Origin of the sequence: Mesorhizobium sp. WSM3626 (genome assembly GCF_000513935.1) — a bacterium.
Taxonomy (GTDB): domain Bacteria; phylum Pseudomonadota; class Alphaproteobacteria; order Rhizobiales; family Rhizobiaceae; genus Mesorhizobium; species Mesorhizobium salmacidum.
In genome coordinates, this window is the sequence record NZ_AZUY01000043.1 from 24,254 (window position 1) to 44,273 (window position 20,020).

General features: G+C 64.1%; 15 protein-coding genes and 1 pseudogene. 7 read left to right on the forward strand and 9 right to left on the reverse strand.

Going from position 1 to position 20,020, the window contains the following annotated elements; translation table 11 throughout:
• Window positions 1-38: 38 nt before the first annotated feature.
• The gene (locus M653_RS0124350) at window positions 39-698 is read left to right on the forward strand and encodes a response regulator transcription factor (protein ID WP_027145680.1); all 660 of its coding nucleotides are present in this window, start codon (window positions 39-41) and stop codon (window positions 696-698) included.
• Window positions 699-721: 23 nt separating this feature from the next.
• On the opposite strand, the gene M653_RS01000000133360 is transcribed toward M653_RS0124350, so the two are convergent.
• On the reverse strand, window positions 722-2,020 hold the full coding sequence (locus tag M653_RS01000000133360; RefSeq protein ID WP_245262302.1) for an MFS transporter: 1,299 nt from the start codon (window positions 2,018-2,020) through the stop codon (window positions 722-724).
• A 119-nt stretch (window positions 2,021-2,139) separates the two neighbouring features.
• A pseudogene (locus tag M653_RS1000000134670) lies at window positions 2,140-2,795 on the reverse strand (O-methyltransferase).
• 95 nt (window positions 2,796-2,890) lie between these two features.
• On the opposite strand from M653_RS1000000134670, the gene M653_RS0124365 reads away from it, so the two are divergent.
• Window positions 2,891-3,526, forward strand: coding sequence for a TetR family transcriptional regulator (locus M653_RS0124365; protein WP_027145681.1), 636 nt, complete (start codon window positions 2,891-2,893; stop codon window positions 3,524-3,526).
• Window positions 3,527-3,542: 16 nt separating this feature from the next.
• Here M653_RS0124365 and M653_RS0124370 read toward each other — a convergent pair whose 3' ends face one another.
• Entirely contained in the window at window positions 3,543-7,052 is a 3,510-nt protein-coding gene (locus M653_RS0124370) for a PAS domain-containing hybrid sensor histidine kinase/response regulator (protein ID WP_027145682.1), read from the reverse strand.
• 249 nt (window positions 7,053-7,301) lie between these two features.
• Here M653_RS0124370 and mscL point away from each other — a divergent pair, with 249 nt between their 5' ends.
• Both mscL and M653_RS0124380 read left to right on the forward strand, forming a co-directional pair.
• Window positions 7,302-7,724 carry a large conductance mechanosensitive channel protein MscL gene (gene mscL, locus M653_RS0124375; protein WP_027145683.1) on the forward strand — a complete coding sequence of 141 codons (423 nt, stop codon included), beginning with the start codon at window positions 7,302-7,304 and terminating at the stop codon, window positions 7,722-7,724.
• 109 nt (window positions 7,725-7,833) lie between these two features.
• Entirely contained in the window at window positions 7,834-9,000 is a 1,167-nt protein-coding gene (locus M653_RS0124380) for a pyridoxal phosphate-dependent aminotransferase (protein WP_027145684.1), read from the forward strand.
• A 13-nt stretch (window positions 9,001-9,013) separates the two neighbouring features.
• On the opposite strand, the gene hemA is transcribed toward M653_RS0124380, so the two are convergent.
• Window positions 9,014-10,291 carry a 5-aminolevulinate synthase gene (hemA, locus tag M653_RS0124385; RefSeq protein ID WP_027145685.1) on the reverse strand — a complete coding sequence of 426 codons (1,278 nt, stop codon included), beginning with the start codon at window positions 10,289-10,291 and terminating at the stop codon, window positions 9,014-9,016.
• Between the two features lie 280 nt (window positions 10,292-10,571).
• On the opposite strand from hemA, the gene galE reads away from it, so the two are divergent.
• The 3 genes from galE to M653_RS1000000134675 all read left to right on the forward strand — a co-directional run bounded on the left by galE (window position 10,572) and on the right by M653_RS1000000134675 (window position 14,765).
• Entirely contained in the window at window positions 10,572-11,567 is a 996-nt protein-coding gene (galE, locus tag M653_RS0124390) for a UDP-glucose 4-epimerase GalE (RefSeq protein WP_027145686.1), read from the forward strand.
• Between the two features lie 118 nt (window positions 11,568-11,685).
• Entirely contained in the window at window positions 11,686-12,936 is a 1,251-nt protein-coding gene (locus M653_RS0124395; protein WP_027145687.1) for a D-amino acid dehydrogenase, read from the forward strand.
• 122 nt (window positions 12,937-13,058) lie between these two features.
• Complete coding sequence (locus M653_RS1000000134675; protein WP_245262304.1) at window positions 13,059-14,765, forward strand: alanine racemase; 1,707 nt, start codon at window positions 13,059-13,061, stop codon at window positions 14,763-14,765.
• Here M653_RS1000000134675 and M653_RS0124405 read toward each other — a convergent pair whose 3' ends face one another.
• Genes M653_RS0124405 through M653_RS0124425 form a run of 5 tightly spaced genes read right to left on the reverse strand, consistent with a single transcriptional unit; the run spans window position 14,766 to window position 19,969 of the window.
• Window positions 14,766-16,142 carry an FGGY-family carbohydrate kinase gene (locus tag M653_RS0124405; protein WP_027145688.1) on the reverse strand — a complete coding sequence of 459 codons (1,377 nt, stop codon included), beginning with the start codon at window positions 16,140-16,142 and terminating at the stop codon, window positions 14,766-14,768.
• Complete coding sequence (gene rhaM, locus M653_RS0124410) at window positions 16,139-16,456, reverse strand: L-rhamnose mutarotase (protein WP_027145689.1); 318 nt, start codon at window positions 16,454-16,456, stop codon at window positions 16,139-16,141. The genes M653_RS0124405 and rhaM overlap by 4 nt, the downstream gene beginning before the upstream one ends.
• Complete coding sequence (locus M653_RS0124415; RefSeq protein WP_027145690.1) at window positions 16,456-17,457, reverse strand: ABC transporter permease; 1,002 nt, start codon at window positions 17,455-17,457, stop codon at window positions 16,456-16,458. The genes rhaM and M653_RS0124415 overlap by 1 nt, the downstream gene beginning before the upstream one ends.
• Window positions 17,454-18,431 (reverse strand): ABC transporter permease, encoded by a 978-nt coding sequence (locus M653_RS0124420; RefSeq protein WP_027145691.1) that lies wholly within the window; start codon window positions 18,429-18,431, stop codon window positions 17,454-17,456. Before M653_RS0124420 ends, M653_RS0124415 begins: the two co-directional genes overlap by 4 nt.
• Window positions 18,428-19,969 (reverse strand): sugar ABC transporter ATP-binding protein, encoded by a 1,542-nt coding sequence (locus M653_RS0124425; protein ID WP_027145692.1) that lies wholly within the window; start codon window positions 19,967-19,969, stop codon window positions 18,428-18,430. The genes M653_RS0124420 and M653_RS0124425 overlap by 4 nt, the downstream gene beginning before the upstream one ends.
• Between the last annotated feature and the right edge of the window lie 51 nt (window positions 19,970-20,020).

Below are 20,020 nucleotides of genomic sequence, written 5' to 3' on the forward strand. Positions count from 1 at the left end.
GCAAAAAGCAGTAAATCGGGGATTCGGGGAGGGACATCTTGCCGTCAGGCTATACTTTCGTCATCGCCGACGACCACCCGCTGTTTCGCGGCGCCCTGCGCGAGGCGCTTGCCGGCATCGGCAATGTCACCGCCATTCATGAGGCGGGCGATTTCGAAAGCGCCAAGGCGCTGGTCGTTGCCAATGAAGATGTCGATCTCGTGCTGCTGGACCTGTCGATGCCTGGCGCCAGCGGCCTCTCCGGCCTGATCTCCCTGCGCGGCATCCATCCGGCGGTGCCGCTGGTCGTGGTGTCGGCGCATGACGATCCAGCGACCATCCGGCGCGCCCTCGATCTCGGCGCCTCCGGTTTCATCTCCAAGTCGGCCAGCATGGAGGAAATCCGCGGCGCCGTGCAGTCGGTGCTTGCCGGCGATATCGCGGCACCTGTCGGCGTCGATCTCGGTGTCGAACGCGATCCCGAAATATCGGACCTGATCAAACGGCTGCAGGCGTTGACCCCGCAGCAGACCCGCGTGCTCGGCATGCTGGCCGAAGGCCTGCTCAACAAGCAGATCGCTTATGAGCTCGGCGTTTCCGAGGCGACGATCAAGGCGCATGTCTCGGCCATATTGCAAAAACTCGGCGTCGACAGCCGCACCCAGGCGGTGATCCTGCTGTCCAAGATCGGCAGCGACCCGCTGCAACCGGCGGGCTGAGTGCCGGCTGCAGCGGGTCGCGACTATTCGGTTGCCGGATTTGGCGACCATGGCACCGGCAACTCCGGTGGATTGACCGCTTCCGGCCTGGCGCTCGGGTTCGATTTCGATTCGTTTGAAGGCCGCCGTGCGCGGCCGATCGCGGCGCCAAGACCGAGCGAGGCGATCGCCACCAGCGGAATGCCGGCGATCCAGGGCAGGCGCGGCGCCAGTGCGTAAAGCGCCGTGCCAATGGAAGGGCCGAGCGAATCCTTGAGGTCGACCGCCACCGACGAGGCCGCCATGTAGGAAGCCCGTCGTGCCTGAGGCGCCAGCGCATTGACGGCGGTCGGCACCAGCGGGCCGACCAGCATCTGGGCGATCGAGCACAGGCTGACCGCGCCGATCAGCGCCAACATTGCAGGCGAGGCGGCCAGCAGGGCGAAGGCGAGTATTGTTGCCAGGCCGGCACCGACCGTCAGCCACAAGGCGGACCGTGCCTCGACCATACGGCTTACCAGCATCTGCAGGCCGACCGTCAACGCAGCCGCGTAGGCGAACAGCGCGCCGACGCCGGATGGTGTCAGCGTGCCGGCGTCATGCGCATAGAGCGGGATAACAGCCTCGATCCAGTTGCCGGCGACCTCAAACAGGACGACCCAGAGCAGGAGCTTCGCCAACCGGCCATCGCGGAATGCCGGCAACAGCGCGGACAAGCCTTCTTCCTCTTCGTACTCTTCATCGTCGTCGCCGGTAGCGCGGCCGGCGCTGATCGTCTCGTCCAGGGCGAGCAGCATCACGATCCCGCCCAGCACAAGCATCGTGCCGCCGGCGAGAAACACGCTGCGCAGTGACATAAGCGCAAGCAAGGCACCACAGGCCGGCCCGAGTATCTGTCCCGCGCTCGAACTCACCCGTGCCATGCTGAACCAGCACGGATGCGCGGACGGCTCTGTCACATCGGCGATCGCGGTCAGTATTGTCGGGTGAAGCACCGATTCGCAGATGCCGGTCAAAAGCAGCACGAGTGCGGTGGCGACGACGCCGTGTACGAAGAACAGGGCCAGAAAGCCGGTACCGACGCCGAGCGACGAGGCAATCAGCACCGGCCGCCGGCCGATGCGGTCGGCGATGCCGCCGATGAGCGGCGCCGCCAGCAACTCGCCGCCGGCATAGCAGCCGAACAGCAGGCCGATCGCGCCGACAGGGATGCCGGCTTCGCTGCTTGCCCAGAGTGGAAAGAAAGGCACCAGCGCGCCGTCGGCGAAACCGGCGCAGAAGAACAGGAAAAGTCCAAGCGTCGCCGGGCGCGGCAGCCCGCGCCAGGAGCGAATTGTGGTCATGATGATGTCACCTACGCGTCGGAGGCCCGGAAGGGCCGGATTGCGCGTTGTCTGACGTTAACGCCTACGGCCGCTCGAGGAGCAGCATGCTGATCTGATCGTCGTCTATGCCGGAGTGTTCAGCCGAGCCGCATCGACAACTCCACCTCGTCGCCAAACGGCGTCGACATGTAGCCACCCGCCGGCGAGCGCACGCGCTCGAGATAGTCTGGGGCGAAATCGGCGTTGTCGGCAATGACCAAAGCACCGGGCCTCAACCGGCTCTCGATCAAACCAAGAATCTCCGGATAGAGCGCCTTGGCGCCGTCGAGCAGCAGCAGGTCGATCGTCTCGGGCAAGTCGGCGCTCAGCGTCTCCAGCGCGTCACCCTCGCGGATTTCGACCAGGTCGATGAGGCCGCCTTCCCTGAGATTGGCCTTGGCCCGCATCACCTTGGCACTCTCGAACTCGGTCGTGATCAGACGGCGCCGCCATTGTCCCGCAGCGCGGCGGCGAGGTAGAGCGTCGAGATGCCGAACGAGGTGCCGAATTCGACGATGATGCGCGCGCCCGTGCTGCGCGCCAGCATGTAGAGCAATGTGCCGGTTTCCGGCGAAACCGCGAGCCAGAGATCCTTCATGCTGCCATAGAACTCGCGATATTCGGTCTTGCTGTTGAGCAGGCGGGCCCGTTCTTCATGCGAATATCGCGCCATGGCCGGGCTTGTCGCGACTTTGGCTTCCTTGAACAGGCGCGCGAGCAGGGGAGCCAGCGGGGTTCGGGTGAGCGTGGTCATGGCAGTTCTCCAGTCGGGAATGAATGCGTCGTTGTGTTGTCTCGAAAAATACGAATAGTCCTTCAGGTTTCCAATTCGCATTCCCGGGTGCCTCCATGATCCAACGCCCAACCCCTTCAATTTCCACCCGAAAACAGCCTAAGCAGGCGCGCGCCACGGAACTCGTCGCGGCGATTTTAGAGGCTGCTGTTCAGGTTCTGGCGAGTGAAGGCGCACGGCGTTTCACCACCACGCGCGTGGCGGAAAAGGCCGGCGTCAGCGTCGGCTCGCTCTACCAGTACTTCCCCAACAAGACGGCTCTGCTGTTCCGGCTGCAGAGCGATGAATGGCGGCAGACGACGGAGCTCTTGTGCGGCATCCTGGAGAACGCCGAAAGTCCGCCGCTTGAGCGGACGCGCACCCTGGTGCACGCCTTCATCCGTTCGGAATGCGAGGAGGCGGCGGTGCGCGGGGCCCTGAACGATGCCGCTCCGCTCTACCGGGACGCGCCTGAGGCCGACGAATCGAGGGCCGTGGCCAATCGCGCCGTCCAGTCATTCATGCGCGAGACGCTGCCCGATGCGCCCGATGCCGTGTGCGTCATGGCCGGCGACCTGATCCGAACGACGCTGAGCTCGGTGGGGGCGGAGTTTTCGGAAAAGCCGCGAACATCGGCGGAAATCGAAGCCTATTCCGACGCACTCGCCGACATGTTCTGCGCCTATCTCAAAAGCCTGGGGCACCAGGCCTGATCCAGGCGCATCGACGTCACTCCGCCGCCCGTACCATCGGCCTGAACCTGGCCATCATCGAACGCAGGACCGCCGGCTTCAGCGGCTTGTTGATCATCGGGATGTCGAGGCCTGCCGCGGCTGCTCGCACCTCGTTGGAGCGGTCGGCCGTGACCAGCACGGCCGGCAGGTCGTCACCATGCGTCGCCCGCAGCCGGACGATAATGTCGAGACCGGTTTCGCGGTCGAGATGGTAGTCGGCAAGCACGATGTCGGGACGTTGGACCGCGACCCTGTCGAGATCCCCCGAGCCGGTCACCGTGGCGACATTGCAGCCCCAGCCTTCGAGCAGCAGCCGCATGCCTTCGAGGATACGGATGTCATTGTCGATGCACAGCACATGCAGCCCGGACAGCGAAGCCGCCGCGCGGGCCGGCGCCCTGGTCTCGACCTCGCGTCGCGGCTCCTGCGCGGCCGCCACCGGCAGGATGACGGAAAAGCGCGTGCCCTTGCCGGGGTTGGAGAAGATGCGGATCTCGAGCCGCAACACCCTGGCGATGCGGTCGACGATGGAGAGGCCGAGACCAAGACCTTCGGCTTCGCGTGCGCCTTCGTCCAGCCGGGTGAACTCGTGGAAAACAGTGTTGAGCTTGTCACCTGCGATGCCGATACCGGTATCGATCACCTGGATCTCGGCCAGATCGCCACGGCGCCGCACACCGACAAGGATGCGGCCCTGGCGGGTGTATTTGATGGCGTTGGAGACAAGATTCTGGATCAGGCGGCGCAACAGGTTACGGTCTGTCATCACCGTCAGCGACGACGGCATGATCGTCAGGCCAAGCTTTTTCTCCGCGGCCAATGGCCGAAAATCATTTCCGATCTGGCGCAGCAAGCCATCAAGGGTGAAGGCGGTGTCGTCAGGTTTCATGGCGCCGGCATCGAGGCGCGAAATGTCGAGCACGGCGCCGAGAATGGTCTCGACCGATTCCAGCGAGGATTCGATGTTGATGGCCGCCTTGCCTGCTGGACCCTTGCCGGCCTTCTCGATCAGCGAGGAACAGTAGAGCCGGGCGGCATTCAAGGGTTGCAGGATGTCGTGACCGGCGGCGGCAAGGAAGCGTGTCTTCCCGAGATTGGCCTCCTCTGCGAGCATCTGTGCCTGTGCCAGTTCCTCGTTGACCCGGGTCAATTCCTCGTTGACCCTGGTCAGTTCGACGGTGCGGGTCTTGACGCGCTGCTCCAGCGATTCATTGGCGCGCTTCAACGCCAGGTCCTGCTCGACGCGCCCCGAGATGTCGGCATAGGTGGCGACAATGCCGCCGTCGGGCATCGGATTGGAGCGCAGTTCCACGATGCGGCCGCTGGTCTTCAACTCCATCTGCCACGGGCTGACGAAGCTGGTCAGCCGGTTGAGCATCGTCACGCGCTGGTCGGCGGGAATGTCGCCGCGCTCGGCCAGATGGCGAAGGATCTGGTCGAGCGAAACGCCGACCTGGCCCATCTCGTCGGGCAGGTCGAACAGCGCCCGGTACTGGCGGTTCCAGCAGATCAGCCGGAAATCGCGGTCGAAGACGGTGATGCCTTGCTCCATCTGGTCGAGCGCGATCTGCAGCAGGTCGCGGTTGTGCTGCAGCGCTTCCGTGGCGTCGTCGAGCAGGCGGAAGGCGTCGCGGGATTCTCGGTCGTGGCGGCGAAACAGCAGCGACAGGATCAGACGCGCCGAGGAAGAGCCGACGGCGCTTGCCAACAGCTGCTCGGAAAAGCGGATGACGTCCATGCTGGCCTGCTCGTTGCCATGCAGCGAGGTGCCGTTGCTCTTCTCGAAGGATTGAAAGGACCGCTCGGTGCGTTCGACACCGAGATAACGTGCGATCGTATCCTTGAGGTCGTTGACGGTGATGGCGGTACGGAAGCGGCGCAGGCTCGGCATCGGGCCGGCCTCGCGCGGCACGAAGATCGATGCCTGGATGCGCTCCAGCGGCACCGACGCGCGCGACAGCGACCCGAAGACGAAGAACAGCGCATTGACCGACAGGCTCCACAGCACGCCGTGGTTCAGCGGTTCGGCGACGGTGCCGAACAGTGCGTGCGGCCGCAACGCCTCGAAGCCGAACAGTCCATGCACGATGATGCCGGCATCTTGCGCGACGAGCGACGGCACCAGCAGGGTGTAGCCCCAGACCAGGATGCCGGCGACCATGCCGAGTGCCGCGCCCCGGCCGTTGGCGCCGCGCCAGATCAATCCGCCGATCAGGGCCGGCGCGAATTGCCCGATCGCCGCGAAGGACATCAGGCCGATCGACGACAGCCGGGCGCTGTTGGTGCTCTCGCGATAGTAGAGAAAGGCGATGAACAGAAGGATGAAGATCGCTCCACGCCGCACATTGAGGATGAGCGTCGACCAATCCTCGTTCTCGGAGGTGGTCGTGCGTAACAGCCGGCGCACGAACAGCGGGATGATCAGGTCGTTGGAGATCATGATCGACAGCGCCACGCTCTCGACGATGACCATGGCGGTTGCCGCCGACAGGCCGCCGATGAAGGCGGCCATGGCCAGGAAATCGTGGCCGCTGAACAGCGGCAGCGACAGCACATAAAGATCGCTGCTCGTCCTTGTGCCGACCAGCGTCAGGCCGGCAAAGGCGATCGGCAGCACGAACAGGTTGATCGCCACCAGGTAGAGCGGGAACACCCATGTCGCGGTGCGCAGTTCGGCCTCGCTGCGGTTCTCGACGATGGTGACGTAGAACTGCCGCGGCAAGAGGATGATGGCGAAACCGCTGAGACATGTCAGCACCAGCCAGGTGGCGAGCGACGTCGAATAGCCCATTGCCTGCCGCACCTGACCATTCTCGGCCAGCCGGTCGAACATGTCGCCGGGGCCGCCGAAGATCAGGAAGATGACCATCAGGCCGATGGCCAGGAAGGCGGCAAGCTTGACCACGGTCTCGACCGCCACAGCCAGCACCAGCCCGTCCTGGTGTTCGGTGGCGTCGGCATGGCGTGTGCCGAACAGGACCGCGAACAGGGCAAGCAGCATGGCGACGACCAGCGAGATGTCGCTGACGAAGGGATCGAACGAGGGTGGCGAGCCCGTATAGTGCTCGACCATCAGGCTGACCGAGCCGGAGATCGCCTTCAATTGCAGCGCGATATAGGGCACGGCGCCGATCGTGGCGATCAGCGTGGCGATCGCGGCCACGGTGAAACTCTTGCCGTAACGCGCGCCGAGGAAGTCGGCGACCGAGGTGATCTTCTCGGTCTTGGCAAGCCGCACGATGCGGTTGAGCAAGGGAAAGCCGAACACGAACACCAGCACCGGGCCGGTATAGATGCCGAGGAATTCGAGGCCGCGTTCCGAGGAAAGGCCGACCGAGCCGAAGAAGGTCCAGGACGTGCAGTAAATGGCAAGGCTGAGCGCATAGATGAAGGGCCGCGCCCGACCGGGGCCTGACAAGGCCGAGCGGCGGTCGCCCAGGCTGGCGATGGCGAACAGCAGCGTCACATAGGCGATCGCGATGATGACGATGAACAAGCCCTGCACGCCGGCAAGATCCTCCCTGTGCCGATTTTCACCTGGCCGGGTCAGACGCAATCACAGCTTGGGCGCCAAGTCCATCGCGGCTTTCGGCGCATGCGGGCGATGATTTCCGGCGGCTGCCCCAAGGTAAGGAGAAAGCGGCTGTTTTCTTTTTTAGCCGATGGTGCAACCCAAGGTTTTTGTTATGGTGTCGCCGGGTCGGTGCCGCGGGGACGGGACGGCTGCGCGGCCCGCCATGACAAGGAGGGTCGAATGCTGAAAGAATTCCAGGAATTCATTTCCAAGGGCAATGTGATGGACTTGGCCGTCGGCGTCATCATCGGCGCTGCCTTCGGCAAGATTGTCGATTCGCTGGTCAACGACATTATCATGCCGATCGTCGGAGCCATCTTCGGCGGGTTGGACTTCAACAATTACTTCTTTGGGCTTTCCTCGGCCGTCAACGCCACCTCATTGGCGGACGCCAAAAAGCAAGGCGCCGTTTTTGCCTATGGCAGCTTCATCACCGTGGTGCTGAACTTCCTCATCCTCGCCTTCATCATCTTCCTCATGGTCAAGGCCGTGAACAACATGCGCAGGCGCCTGGAAAAGGAAAAGCCCGCCGCAGCGGCAGCTCCTCCGCCGGCCGATGTACAGCTTTTGACCGAAATCCGCGATCTGCTGGCCAGGCGGTAGACGGATAGAGTTCTTCTGGACCAAAACCCCGGTCGTTCGCGGCCGGGGTTTTCTGTTTTCGTATCTGGTAAGCAGCGCTTACGAACGCCCGAGACAACGGACCTGCCCAATGACCCTGATCCAGACCCTGCGCCCCGAGGCCCTGGCCGCGCCTGAAAGTGGTATCGTCGCCGTCGTCAACTACGGCAGATTGCGCGAGGGCCTGATCCCGCTCTGGGCCGGCGAGGGCGACCTGCCGACGCCTGCCTTCATCACCGATGCCGCGTCGAAGGCGCTGGCCGGCGGCGAGACGTTCTACACCTGGCAGAGGGGCATCCCCGATCTCAGGCAAGCGCTGGCCCGCTACTATTCCAGGCATTTCGCCAAGACCTTCCCCGAGGAGCAATTCATCGTCACCGGCTCAGGCATGCATGCCATCCAGCTGGCGCTCGATGCGCTTGCGGGAGCTGGCGACGAAGTGATCTACCTGTCGCCCGCCTGGCCGAATTTCGACGCCGCCGCCGCGATCGCGGGTGCCGTGCCGGTGCCGGTCACGCTCGACCATTCCGGAAATGGCTGGTCCTGCGACGTCGAGAAGATCGCGGCGGCGGTCACGCCGCGCACGAAGGCGCTGTTCATCAACACGCCGTCCAATCCGACCGGCTGGACCGCCGACCATGAGGCCCTGTGGGCGATCCTCGATCTCGCCCGCGCCAGGGGTCTGTGGATCATCGCCGACGAGATCTATTCGCTGTTCCACTATGGTCATGGCCGCGCGCCATCCTTCCTCGACATCGCGGAGGCGGAAGACCGCATCCTGTTCGTCAACAGTTTTTCCAAGAACTGGGCCATGACCGGCTGGCGCGTCGGCTGGATCAAGACCCATCCAAGCCTGCAGCAGGTGTTCGAAAACCTGATCCAGTATTCGAACTCGGGTGTCGCCCAGTTCATGCAGCGCGGCGGGGTCGCGGCGCTCGACGAGGGCGATGCCTTCGTCGCCGAACAGGTGGAGCGGGCGAGGAAAGCCCGCGACCTGGTCTGCGGCATTCTCGGCGAAACCGGCAAGGCGCGCTTCACCGTGCCGCAGGGCGCCTTCTACCTGTTCTTCACCGTCGATGGCATCACGGATTCGCGGGCAGCCGCTTTCGAAATCGTCGACAAGGCCAATGTCGGCCTGGCGCCCGGCACCGCCTTCGGCCCCGGTGGCGAAGCGTTCCTGCGGCTGTGCTTCCACCGCCGCCTCGACCAGCTCGAGGAAGCGGCAAACCGGCTGGCAAGCTGGATGAACACTGTTTGAACAGGTGGCGGCCTCAGCCGCCCGACTTGGGCACCAGCAATGGGATGATGCGGTCGCTCTTGGCCACTGAAGGCCGTCCGGCCGAGCCATAGGGAATGCCGAGTGCATCCCAGGTTTCGACCAGCGCGTCCTGCAGTTCGGCGATCAGCGCGTCGGAATGGAACGGCGTCGGCGTGATGCGCAGCCGCTCGGTGCCACGCGGCACGGTCGGGTAGTTGATCGGCTGGATGTAGATGCCGTGAACACCGAGCAGGCGGTCGCTGGCCATCTTGCAGAGCTCCGGATCACCGACCAGCAGCGGCACGATGTGGGTTGGCGACTCCATCACCGGCAGGCCGGCGGCGGACAGGATCTGCTTGGTTCGGCTCGCCTGCTGCTGCTGGGCATCGCGCTCGGCCTGCGAGCGCTTGAGATGACGGATCGATGTTGTGGCCGCGGCGGCGATCGCCGGCGGCAGCGCCGTGGTGAAGATGAAGCCCGGCGCATAGGAGCGCACCGCGTCGATGACGGCGCTGGTGCCGGTGATGTAGCCGCCCAGCGTGCCGAACGCCTTGGCGAGCGTGCCTTCGATGATGTCGATGCGGTCGGCCAGGCCTTCGCGCTCGGTGATGCCGCCGCCGCGCGGCCCGTACATGCCCACCGCATGGACCTCGTCGATATAGGTCATGGCGTTGTAGCGCTCGGCGAGCTCGACGATCTCTTTGATCGGCGCGATGTCGCCATCCATCGAGTAGACGCTTTCAAAGACGATCAGCTTGGCGCGTTCGCGGCCTGCCGTCTGCAAAAGGCTTTCCAGATGCGCGACGTCATTGTGGCGGAAGATCTTTTTCTCGGCGCCCGAGCGCCGCACGCCTTCGATCATCGAGGCATGGTTCAGCTCGTCCGAGATGATCAGACAATTGGGCAAAAGCCGTGCGATGGTCGAGATCGAGGCTTCGTTGGAGACAAAGCCGGAGGTGAAGACGAGAGCCGCTTCCTTGCCGTGCAGGTCGGCAAGCTCATGCTCGAGTTCGACCAGCGGGTTGGACGTGCCGGAGATGTTTCGGGTGCCGCCGGCGCCGGAGCCCATCTTGCCTGCCGTGTTCTGGAACGCGGCGATCACGTCCGCGTGTTGGCCCATGCCGAGATAGTCGTTGGAGCACCAGACGGTGATTTCCTCGGCGCGGCCGTTGGCACGCCAGATGGCGCGCGGGAACTTGCCCGCGATGCGCTCGAGGTCGGCGAAGACGCGGTAGCGACGCTCGGCATGGAGCTGGTCGATCGCCTCCTCGAAGAAACGCTGGTAATTCATCTCGACTTCCCAATTTTGGGCGGGATCATAATCATTGGCCTTTTGGTCGTCCACCGGGCCGATTTGGTCAAAATGCCACGCCCCGGACCTGTTCCTAACGACCGCGGATCGTGGCCTATTCCCAATCCGTGGCAACGCTCTTTGGTTCACTTTTGTTTCCGCATGATGCCACATCAAGTGAATGCTGGTTACATCGGGTTTTAATGGGCAGACGGCAGACTTTCCAGTAAGGCGGTTGTTGAGACAGTTTCCGACAAATCTAGGGTAAGCGAGGACGCGGATGACGGTTTTGGTGACAGGTGGCGCAGGCTATATTGGCAGCCATATGGTCTGGGAATTGCTGGATGCGGGCGAAAGCGTGGTCGTTCTCGACCGGCTTTCCACCGGCTTCGAATGGGCGGTGGCGCCGGAGGCAAGGCTGGTCGTCGGCGATGTCGCCGACAAGGAATTGGTCGGCTCGATCATCCGGGAGAACAAGGTCGACGCGATCATCCATTTCGCCGGTTCCATCGTCGTCCCGGAATCGGTCGCCGACCCGCTCGCCTACTATGAGAACAACACCTCGAAGACACGCACGCTGATCGAAACCGCGGTGCGCGAAGGTGTGCCGAATTTCATCTTCTCCTCGACAGCCGCCGTCTATGGCGGCGCCGGACTGGAACCGGTGCGCGAGGATGCCCGCCTGGCGCCGGAATCGCCCTATGGCCTGTCCAAGCTGATGAGCGAATGGATGCTGCGCGATGCAGGCCTCGCGCACGACATCCGCTACACGGCGCTGCGCTATTTCAACGTCGCCGGCGCCGACCCGAAGGGCCGCACCGGCCAGTCGACGCCGGGCGCCACCCATCTGATCAAGGTCGCCTGCGAGACCGCGCTAGGCAAGCGCCCGTTCATGCAGGTCTTCGGCACCGATTATCCGACGCCGGATGGCACCTGCATGCGCGACTATATCCATGTCAGCGATCTGGTCGCCGCGCATCGCCTTGCGCTGCAACGGCTGCGCGCCGGCGGCGCCAGCCTCGTCGCCAATTGCGGCTATAGCCATGGCTATTCGGTGCTCGAGGTCATCGACAGCGTGCGCCGCGCCTTTGGCCATGATTTCGAGGTCAGGATGGGCGACCGGCGTCCCGGCGATGCCGCGGCGGTGGTTGCGAATTCCGATCTCGCACGGTCCGAACTCGGCTGGACCCCGCAGCGCGACGATCTCGACCAGATCGTCAACGACGCGCTGGCCTGGGAGCGTATCCTGACCGGCAAGAACTCCGCGCGGAGCTGAGCGCGCTTTCCCAGGGGCTCACAAGCCCCAAGGGCTCGCAAGGCGCGAGGGGACGCGCTATGCAAGCATTCGCGACACAGCGTGGAGGCGCCGTGCCGCGAGAGCTTTGGGGGATGGCATGAGGATAACGGTGCTTGGAGCCGGCGTCGTCGGTACGGCGGCCGCCTATTACCTGGCCGCCGACGGTCACGAGGTCACCGTGATCGAGCGCCATCCGGCGCCGGCGCGGGGCACCAGCCAGTCGAATGCCGGGCTGGTGTCTCCGGGTGATGCCACCGCCTGGGCCTCGCCGGCGGCACTTAAGACGTTCCTGCGCGGGCTCTACAATCATGATCTCGGCATCAAGGTGCGGCTGCGCTTCGATCCCTATTTTCTCGCCTGGAGCCTGCGCTTCCTGCGCCAGTGCACGGTGACCCGCCTGCGCGCCAACAGCAAGGTGAAGCTGCGGCTCGCGCTCTATTCGCGGGACTGCATCAATGCCATTTCAGCCGATACCGGCATCCACTATGACGAGCGCAAGAAGGGCATCCTCTATTTCTTCCGCTCGCAGCACAGTCTCGACACCGGCACCGACAATTACCGCTATCTGGCCAAGCATGGCCTGCCGATCGAGATCGTCGGGCGCGACCGGCTGGTCGAGCTTGAACCAGGTCTTGCCGGGGTGAAGGAAAAGATCGCCGGTGGCGTCTACTCGCCGATCGACCAGACCGGCGATTCCCGGCAGTTCGTGGAAAATTTGGCCGCCTACGCCGCCGAAAAGCTCAGCGTGACCTTTCTTTACGGCACGACGGTCGAGGGCCTCGATATCGAGGGCGACCGGGTGCGGGGCGTGATGACCTCGGCCGGACCGATCGTCGGCGACGCAGTGGTCATCTCGATGGGGCCGGAGAGTGGTCTGCTCGGCCGGCGCTACGGCATCGACCTGCCGGTCTATCCGGTGAAGGGTTATACGGCGACGATTCCGCTGGAGGACGAGAGCAAGGGCCCGACCATGGGCGGCGCCGACGAGGATCAGCTGATGGCCTATTCGCGCCTCGGCAATCGCTTGCGGTTGGCTTCGACCGCCGAATTCACCGGCTTCGACCGCACCCACAAGCCCAGCGACTTTGCCACCATGTTCAGGACCGGCAAGGACCTGTTCCCCGGTGCCTTCGACGAGAAGAAGGCGGAGCTGTGGGCAGGTTTGCGGCCAATGATGCCAAACTCGGTGCCGGTCATCGGCCAGGCGAAATACCGCAACCTTTACCTCGACACCGGCCACGGCCATGTCGGCTGGACAATGGCCTGTGGCTCGGGAAAATTCCTCGCCGACCTCGTCGCCGGCCGCAAGCCGGAGATCGACCCGCAGGGATTGGTCTACAGGGGATAAAATGTCGGGACCGCAAGTCGCCATCGACCTTGGCCGCATCGAGCGCAATGCACGTACCATTGTCGATCGTTGCGCGCTTTCGGGCATCAAGGTGTTCGGCGTCACCAAGGGCACTTTGCGGCATGCCGCAGGTGGCGCGCGCCATGCTGCGCGGCGGCGTCGCCGGCATTGCCGAATCCCGCTTCGAGAACATCCGCCGACTGCGCGACAGCGGTATCAGCGCGCCGATCATGCTGTTGCGCAGCCCGCCGATGGCGCGTGTGGAGGAAGTGGTGCGCACCGTCGACGTCAGCCTGCAGTCGGAGCTGACGATCATCCGTGAAATCTCGCGCATCGCCGAGCGCATGGGCCGCGTCCACGACATCATGCTGATGATCGATCTCGGCGATCTCCGGGAGGGCATCTGGCCGAACGACCTCATCCCCACGGTCGAGCAGATTCTCGACATGAAGGGCGTACGCATCGCCGGCATCGGCACCAATCTCGGCTGCTTCGGCGCCATCACGCCGACGGAAGAAAATCTCGGCCAGCTCGTCGCCCATGCCTACAAGACCGAGCGCCTGTCCGGCAAAAGCCTGGACTTCATCTCCGGTGGCGCCTCGTCGTCGCTGCCGCTGCTGCTCGAAGGCAAATTGCCGGCCGGCCTCAACAATCTGCGCGTCGGCGAGGCGATCCTGCAAGGCGGCGTCGAGACCTTCCGCGACGTGCCATGGGCCGAACTCGAACCCGATGCCTGCCGGCTGACCAGCGACGTCATCGAGGTCAAGCTGAAACCGTCACGGCCGATCGGCACCTCCGGCTACGATGCCTTCGGCAACCAGCCTGTCTTCCCCGACGAAGGCGACAGGTTGCGCGCCATCGCCAATATCGGCCGCGAGGATGTGCTGGTCGAAGGGCTGAGCCCGATCGCCAAGGGCATAAGGGTGCTCGGCGCCTCCAGTGACCATCTGCTGCTCGACGTCCAGGACGCCGATCCGCCGCTCGCCGTTGGCGATCGCGTTGCCTTCCGCATGAGCTATGGCGCCATGCTTTTGGCAATGACCTCGGAATATGTCGAAAAAGCACCAATGCACGATGTCGCGGATTTCTCCGGCCGCAAGATGGTGTCGATTTCGGCCGAAGCGGAAGCGGCGCGCATCCTCGCCCGGGAGGGAACCGGCGCCCGGCTGGAGGCGATGAATTTCGACGTCGTCGAGCTGGCCGATATCGACCGGCCGCCCTCGGGCCTGATCCGGTTAGCCGCGGGCGCCGATCGTCGTATCGCCCACAACGCGCTGACGGCAACGGCGCGCGCGACGCACTCCTTCGGCCTGATCTGGATCGATTCCATCGCCGCGCTGATGCCCGAGGACGAGGACGGCATCGACCTGCCGGAAGTGTCGGTACTGGCGCGCTCGCTTGGCCTCGACCACAAGGCCGGCGCGCTGCAGCCGCAGCTGTCGCCGGAAAACGTCGTCATCGTCGGACTGCGCCATGCCGACCCGGCCGAAGTGCGGGTGCTGAAGGATTCGCGCGTCTCGGCCTTCACCATGACCGACATCGACGCCATGGGCATGCGCGACCTGATGCATGAGGCGATCCGCATCGCCACCTCGGGCACGCAAGGATTTCACGTCAGCTACTCGCCTGATGTGACCGAATTCGCCGGCTGGGCGGCTGGTTCCGGCGGCCTCACCGTGCGCGAGACGCATCAGGCCATGGAGGCGATCGCGCTTTCCGGCGGACTGCTGTCGATGAATGTCTCGGGCCTGAGTGCCGATCTGGAGCCCAGGATCGGCACCGATACCATCAGCTTCGTCATGTCGGCCTTCGGCAAGCGGATCCTCTGATCAGCCAACAGCCTCGACGGCCGCCCGCCACGCGCGCGCATACTCCGCCCAGGCCGGATCGGCCGGCGGCTGTTGTCTCTGGCCCATGCCATGCGCGGCTCCCTGGTCCGATGCCAGCAGGGCGGCCCCGATGCTGGTGCCGGTAGCGGCTTCCGATGCGACGACCGCGCGGCCGGTACTGGCGGCGAGCATCCGCGTGAACAATTGGTTGCGCGCGAACGGTCCCTCGACGGTCGTCGGACCATCGCCGCCGATCAGGTCGAGGCAAGTGGCGGTCATCAGCGCCAGGTAGAAGGAGATGGCGGCAAAGCGCTGGCCGGGAGGGATCGCCTCGCCCTTGCGCCATGCGGCGGTGTGATGCGGAAATGGCCCCGAGCCTTGCTGGATCGAAGGCAAAAGCAATGTCTTGCGCGCCAGCACCGCGGCGACATCGCTGTCGTTCCAGTTCTGCGCCGAGCCTTCGGTCAGCAGCGAGAATTCGCGGCCGCCCATGAACCGCGCCGAGGGCACGGGGTTGCCGAGCGCGTTGACGTTGACCAGCGTATCGCGCGCCGGGTCGAGCGCGACCGCCTTGCCGGCGACCGCCATCGATACCACCCAGGTGCCGGTCGAAACCACCGTGAAGGGCGGCGCATCGGACAGGAGATGCGGCAGCAGGGAGGCATTGGAATCATGCAGGCCGCAAAAGACCGGCGTTTGTGGGTCGAGCCCGGTCCGCTCCGCAAGCGTGGGCAGGATCGAGCCAAGACGGTCCCTGGCCGGCCGCACGGGAGCCATCAGGTCGCGCCAGCCCAGGCGGTCGACCAGCGCCGAAAAATCCCCCGTCCAGGGGTTCCACAGATCGGTGTGGCAGCCGAGCGAGGTGACCTCGTTGGCGACGACACCGGTCAGGCGCAACGCCCAGTATTGTGGGTACATCAGCATCGCGGCGGCCCTGGCGAACTCCGTCGGGAAGCTTTGCTGCTGCCAGAAGAATTGCGCGCCGAGATTGAGGCCGAGCGGCAGGCGCGGCGTGCCGGTCTCGGAGAAGGGCGGGCGGATCGCATCATAGCCTTCCGCAAGCTCGTCGGGCCCGTCGAATTCATAGTCGAGAACAGGCAGCACGAGTTCGCCGGAGGCGTCGACCAGCACGCCGGTCGCGCCATGGGTGGTGATCGAAATCGCGTCGATGCGCTGTTCATGGTTGAGCGCGGCAAGGCCGTCGAGGATGAAAACCCACAGCGCTTCGACATCGTGATGCGGGTAGGGCGCTTGGCGCACCGGCGCGTTCGCCATGCGGCGCAGCGCCACCTCGCTCAACGTGGCGAGATCGACCAGCGCCACCTTGGCGTTGGTCTTGCCGATATCGATGACGGCGATGTGGCGGATCGCGCTCATTCCATATGGAACATTATTTCCAGGGGCACCGCCACCGGTTCATTGTCCGGCCTGGTCTCCATGATATCGGCCATTTCGGCCCACCAGCGCTGCATCACCGGATGCTTCGGCAGATCGTCCATGCCGTGACCATCGCGCCGCCACAGCACCCCAAACAGGATATTGGTCTCTTCGTCGAGATGGATCGAATAGTCGGAGACGCCGGCCTGCTTGAGCAACGCGACCAGCGCCGGCCAGATTTCATCGTGGCGCTTCTTGTACTCGGCCTTCATGCCGGGCTTGAGCATCATCTTGAATGCGTATTTCTCGGACATCAGGCCAGGCGTCTCCCTCGCAGCCGGCGCCAGACGATCGGCAGCGCGATAACGATGATCAGGAGCAGGCCGATGAAAATCGACATGACGATGCCGGGTACGTTGAGCAGGCCGAGGCCGAAGGTCACCAGCCCCATGATGAAGGCGGCGAGCACGACGCCCAGAATGCTGCCGGCGCCGCCAAGGATGCTGACGCCGCCCAGCACCACCATGGTGATGACTTCGAGCTCATAACCTTGGGCGATAGACGGCCGTGTCGAGCCGAGCCGCGAGGTGATCAGCACCGAGGCGATGCCCGACATCAGCCCGGTCAGGCAAAACAGGATGAATTTTATGCGGCCGACGCGCACGCCGGAAAACTGTGCCGCGACCGGATTGTTGCCGATGGCGAAGACACGGCGGCCGAAACTCGTGCGGTGGAGCATGAACCAGTAGACGACAGCCGCGATGAGGAAGAGCACCAGTTCGAACGACACCACCCACCAGACATAACCCTGGCCGAAGAAGGCGAAGCTTTCAGGATAGCCCTTGTAGGCCTGGTCGCCGAGGATGATGAAGGCGATGCCGCGAAACAGGCTCATCGTGCCGATGGTGACGACGATGGAAGGCAAGCCGAGGCGCGTGACCAGCAGCCCGTTGAAGGCGCCGCAGCCGAGGCCGACGACGATGCCGATCAGGACAAGCACTGGCGTGCCGGCGCCGGCCTGCACCGCCATGCCCATCATGGTCGATGCCAGCGCGATGATGGCGGCCACCGACAGATCGATCTCGCCGGAGATGATCAGCAATGCCATTGCAAAGGCGATTAGACCCTTTTCAGTGAAGTTGAAGGTGAGATCGGAGAGCGAATAGGGGTCGAGGAAATAGGGTGAGGCGAAGGTGTTGATGGCAAAGATGGCGATGGCCACCACGACCAGCAGCGCTTCCCAGGAAAAGATCGCCGAAGAGAGCGGCTTGTCGAGCCGGTCGGGAATGTGGCGCGGGGCGGGGACGTCGGTCATGCCGCTTCCACCTTTCTCAGGATGATGCGGCCCTGCTGGCGTTCGCCGCGCGCGTTGAGCACGACGGCCAGGATGATGGCGCTGCCCGAAATCGCCATCTGCCAGAAGGGCGAGATGTTGATGACCGGCAACGCATTGGAGATGATGCCGAGGAACAGCGCACCGAGCACGGCACCTCCGACCGAACCGATGCCGCCGGCGATCGAGATGCCGCCGATGACGCAAGCGGCGATGATGTTTAGTTCATAGCCGTTGGCGACCTCGACCGAGGCAATGACGTAGCGCGAAATCCAGAGATAACCGCAGAGACCACCGATCATGCCGGAGATGCAGAAGACGATGAATTTCGTGCGGCCGACATCGATGCCGGTATAGACCGAGGCCGTCGGATTGACGCCGATGGCATAGATCGACCGGCCGAGCGCGGTGCGTGTCATCAGCACGAAGAACAGTCCGATGACCAGTATGGCGATCAAGGACAGCACGGGAATGCCGAGGAAAGCAGCGCGCTGGAAGCCGATGAAGTCCGGGCTCATCTTGTCGGCATTGACCCAGGCGCCGCCGGACAGGACGAAAGTAGCGCCGCGATAGATGGTCAGCGTGCCCAGCGTCACCACGATCGAGGGGATGTTCAGCCGCCACACCAGCAGGCCGTTGATGGCGCCGAGCACCAGTCCGACGGCAAGCGCGATGACGATCAGCAGCGGGATCGGGATTGCCGGATGCGCGGCGTTAAGCATCGCCACCACCATGCCGGTGAAGCACAGATTGGAGGCCATCGACAGGTCGATGGAGCGCGTCAGGATGACGACCATCTGGCCGAGCGCCAGGATCATCAGGATCGAGGTGTCGTTGAACACCTGGCGCAGATTGCCTGCATCGGCAAAGGCCGGAAAGCGCGTCGAGATCAGCCCGATCAGCACGACGATGGCCGCGAGCAGCCAGATTTCGCGGTATTTGAGGAATGCTTTCATGCCGCGATTCCCGCTGCCGTCCTGACCAACGTCTCGGCGTCCAGTCCCTTGTTGTCGTAGACCGCCGCGACGAGACCCTCGCGCATGACGACGACGCGGTCGGACATGCCGAGGATTTCGGGCAGCTCCGACGACACCATGATCACCGACAGGCCCTGCGCCACAAGCTCCGCCATGAAGCCGTGCACGGCGGCCTTGGAGCCGATGTCGATGCCCTTGGTCGGCTCGTCCAGGATGATCACCTTGGGTGTCGTCGCCAGCCATTTGGCGATGACCACCTTCTGCTGGTTTCCACCCGAAAGCGTTCCGACATCCTGGCTGAGCGAGGAGGCCCTGAGGTCAAGCCTTTCTGTAAAGGAACGGGCCAGCGAAAATTCCTCCGCCAGCCGAAGCACGCCGGATTTGGAGGTCCGGGCGAGCGAAGGGAGAGAAACATTCTGGAAGATCGGCAGGCCGATCACCACGCCCTGCTTGCCGCGTTCCTCCGGCACGTAGACGATACCGGCTTCGATCGAATCCGCCGCCGATTTCGGCGCGATCGCCTTGCCTTCCAGCGTGATCGTGCCGCTGCTGGTGCGCGTGATGCCGGAAATCGCCTGCATGACCTCGCTGCGCCCGGCACCGACCAGGCCGTAGAAGCCGAGGATCTCGCCCTTGCGCAGTTCGAAGCCGATGTCGTTGAATTCGGTCGGGTGCGACAGGCCGGAAACGGAGAGCACCGGCGCGCCGATCTCGGCCTTGCGCTGCGGAAAGATGTGGTCGACCGCGCGGCCCACCATCATGCGCACGATCTGGCTCTGGCCGGCATCCCTGATCAGGCCTTCGCCGACCATCTCGCCGTCGCGGAATACGGTGTAGCGGTCGGCGATGCGATAGATCTCGTCGAACTTGTGGCTGATGAACAGGACCGCCTTGCCCTGCTCCTTGAGGAACTCGATGAGCAGGAACAGCTCCTCGATCTCCTTCATCGAAAGGGCGGCGGTCGGCTCGTCCATGATGACGATCTGAGAATCGATCGACATGGCGCGCGCGACCGCGACGAGATGCTTGTTGGCGATGCCGAGATCCCTGAGCCGCGCATCGGCGTCGATATGGCCGGCATGCATGGTGTTGAGCACTTCTCGCGCATTCTTGCGCATCGTGCGCCAGTCGATGGTGCCGAAGCGCGAGCGTGGCGCATGGCCAAGGAAAATGTTTTCGGCGACGCTGAGATCGTCGAACAGAACCGTCTCCTGATGGATGGCGGTAACGCCGTGGCCGAAGGCCGCATGCGCGCTGGGCAAGGTGACGGGCTGGCCGTCAATGCTGATGGTCCCCGCATCGGGCTGGTAGATGCCGGTCATGATCTTGACCAGCGTCGACTTGCCGGCGCCGTTTTCACCGATCAGCGCGGTCACCTGGCCTGGATAAAGCGAAAGGCTGACATTGTGCAGCGCCCGCACGCCGGGAAAGCTCTTGGATATGCCGGACAGCGTCAGGCGTGGAGCCGAGGCTGCAGGCCGCTCCTTTGTCTCGCTGCGTTGGGCTGTCGTGTCCATATCCGTATCAAGCCCTGAAACTAGGTCCGTTTGAAGTCGCGGCGGGACCAA

What these genes read in the sequence shown, in the direction of transcription:
- M653_RS01000000133360 (WP_245262302.1), bottom strand. Translation starts at nt 2,020, where the DNA reads ATGACCACAATTCGCTCCTGGCGCGGGCTGCCGCGCCCGGCGACGCTT.
- M653_RS0124365 (WP_027145681.1), top strand. Translation starts at nt 2,891, where the DNA reads ATGATCCAACGCCCAACCCCTTCAATTTCCACCCGAAAACAGCCTAAG.
- mscL (WP_027145683.1), top strand. Translation starts at nt 7,302, where the DNA reads ATGCTGAAAGAATTCCAGGAATTCATTTCCAAGGGCAATGTGATGGAC.
- M653_RS0124380 (WP_027145684.1), top strand. Translation starts at nt 7,834, where the DNA reads ATGACCCTGATCCAGACCCTGCGCCCCGAGGCCCTGGCCGCGCCTGAA.
- hemA (WP_027145685.1), bottom strand. Translation starts at nt 10,291, where the DNA reads ATGAATTACCAGCGTTTCTTCGAGGAGGCGATCGACCAGCTCCATGCC.
- galE (WP_027145686.1), top strand. Translation starts at nt 10,572, where the DNA reads ATGACGGTTTTGGTGACAGGTGGCGCAGGCTATATTGGCAGCCATATG.
- M653_RS0124395 (WP_027145687.1), top strand. Translation starts at nt 11,686, where the DNA reads ATGAGGATAACGGTGCTTGGAGCCGGCGTCGTCGGTACGGCGGCCGCC.
- M653_RS1000000134675 (WP_245262304.1), top strand. Translation starts at nt 13,059, where the DNA reads ATGCCGCAGGTGGCGCGCGCCATGCTGCGCGGCGGCGTCGCCGGCATT.
- M653_RS0124405 (WP_027145688.1), bottom strand. Translation starts at nt 16,142, where the DNA reads ATGAGCGCGATCCGCCACATCGCCGTCATCGATATCGGCAAGACCAAC.
- rhaM (WP_027145689.1), bottom strand. Translation starts at nt 16,456, where the DNA reads ATGTCCGAGAAATACGCATTCAAGATGATGCTCAAGCCCGGCATGAAG.
- M653_RS0124415 (WP_027145690.1), bottom strand. Translation starts at nt 17,457, where the DNA reads ATGACCGACGTCCCCGCCCCGCGCCACATTCCCGACCGGCTCGACAAG.
- M653_RS0124420 (WP_027145691.1), bottom strand. Translation starts at nt 18,431, where the DNA reads ATGAAAGCATTCCTCAAATACCGCGAAATCTGGCTGCTCGCGGCCATC.
- M653_RS0124425 (WP_027145692.1), bottom strand. Translation starts at nt 19,969, where the DNA reads ATGGACACGACAGCCCAACGCAGCGAGACAAAGGAGCGGCCTGCAGCC.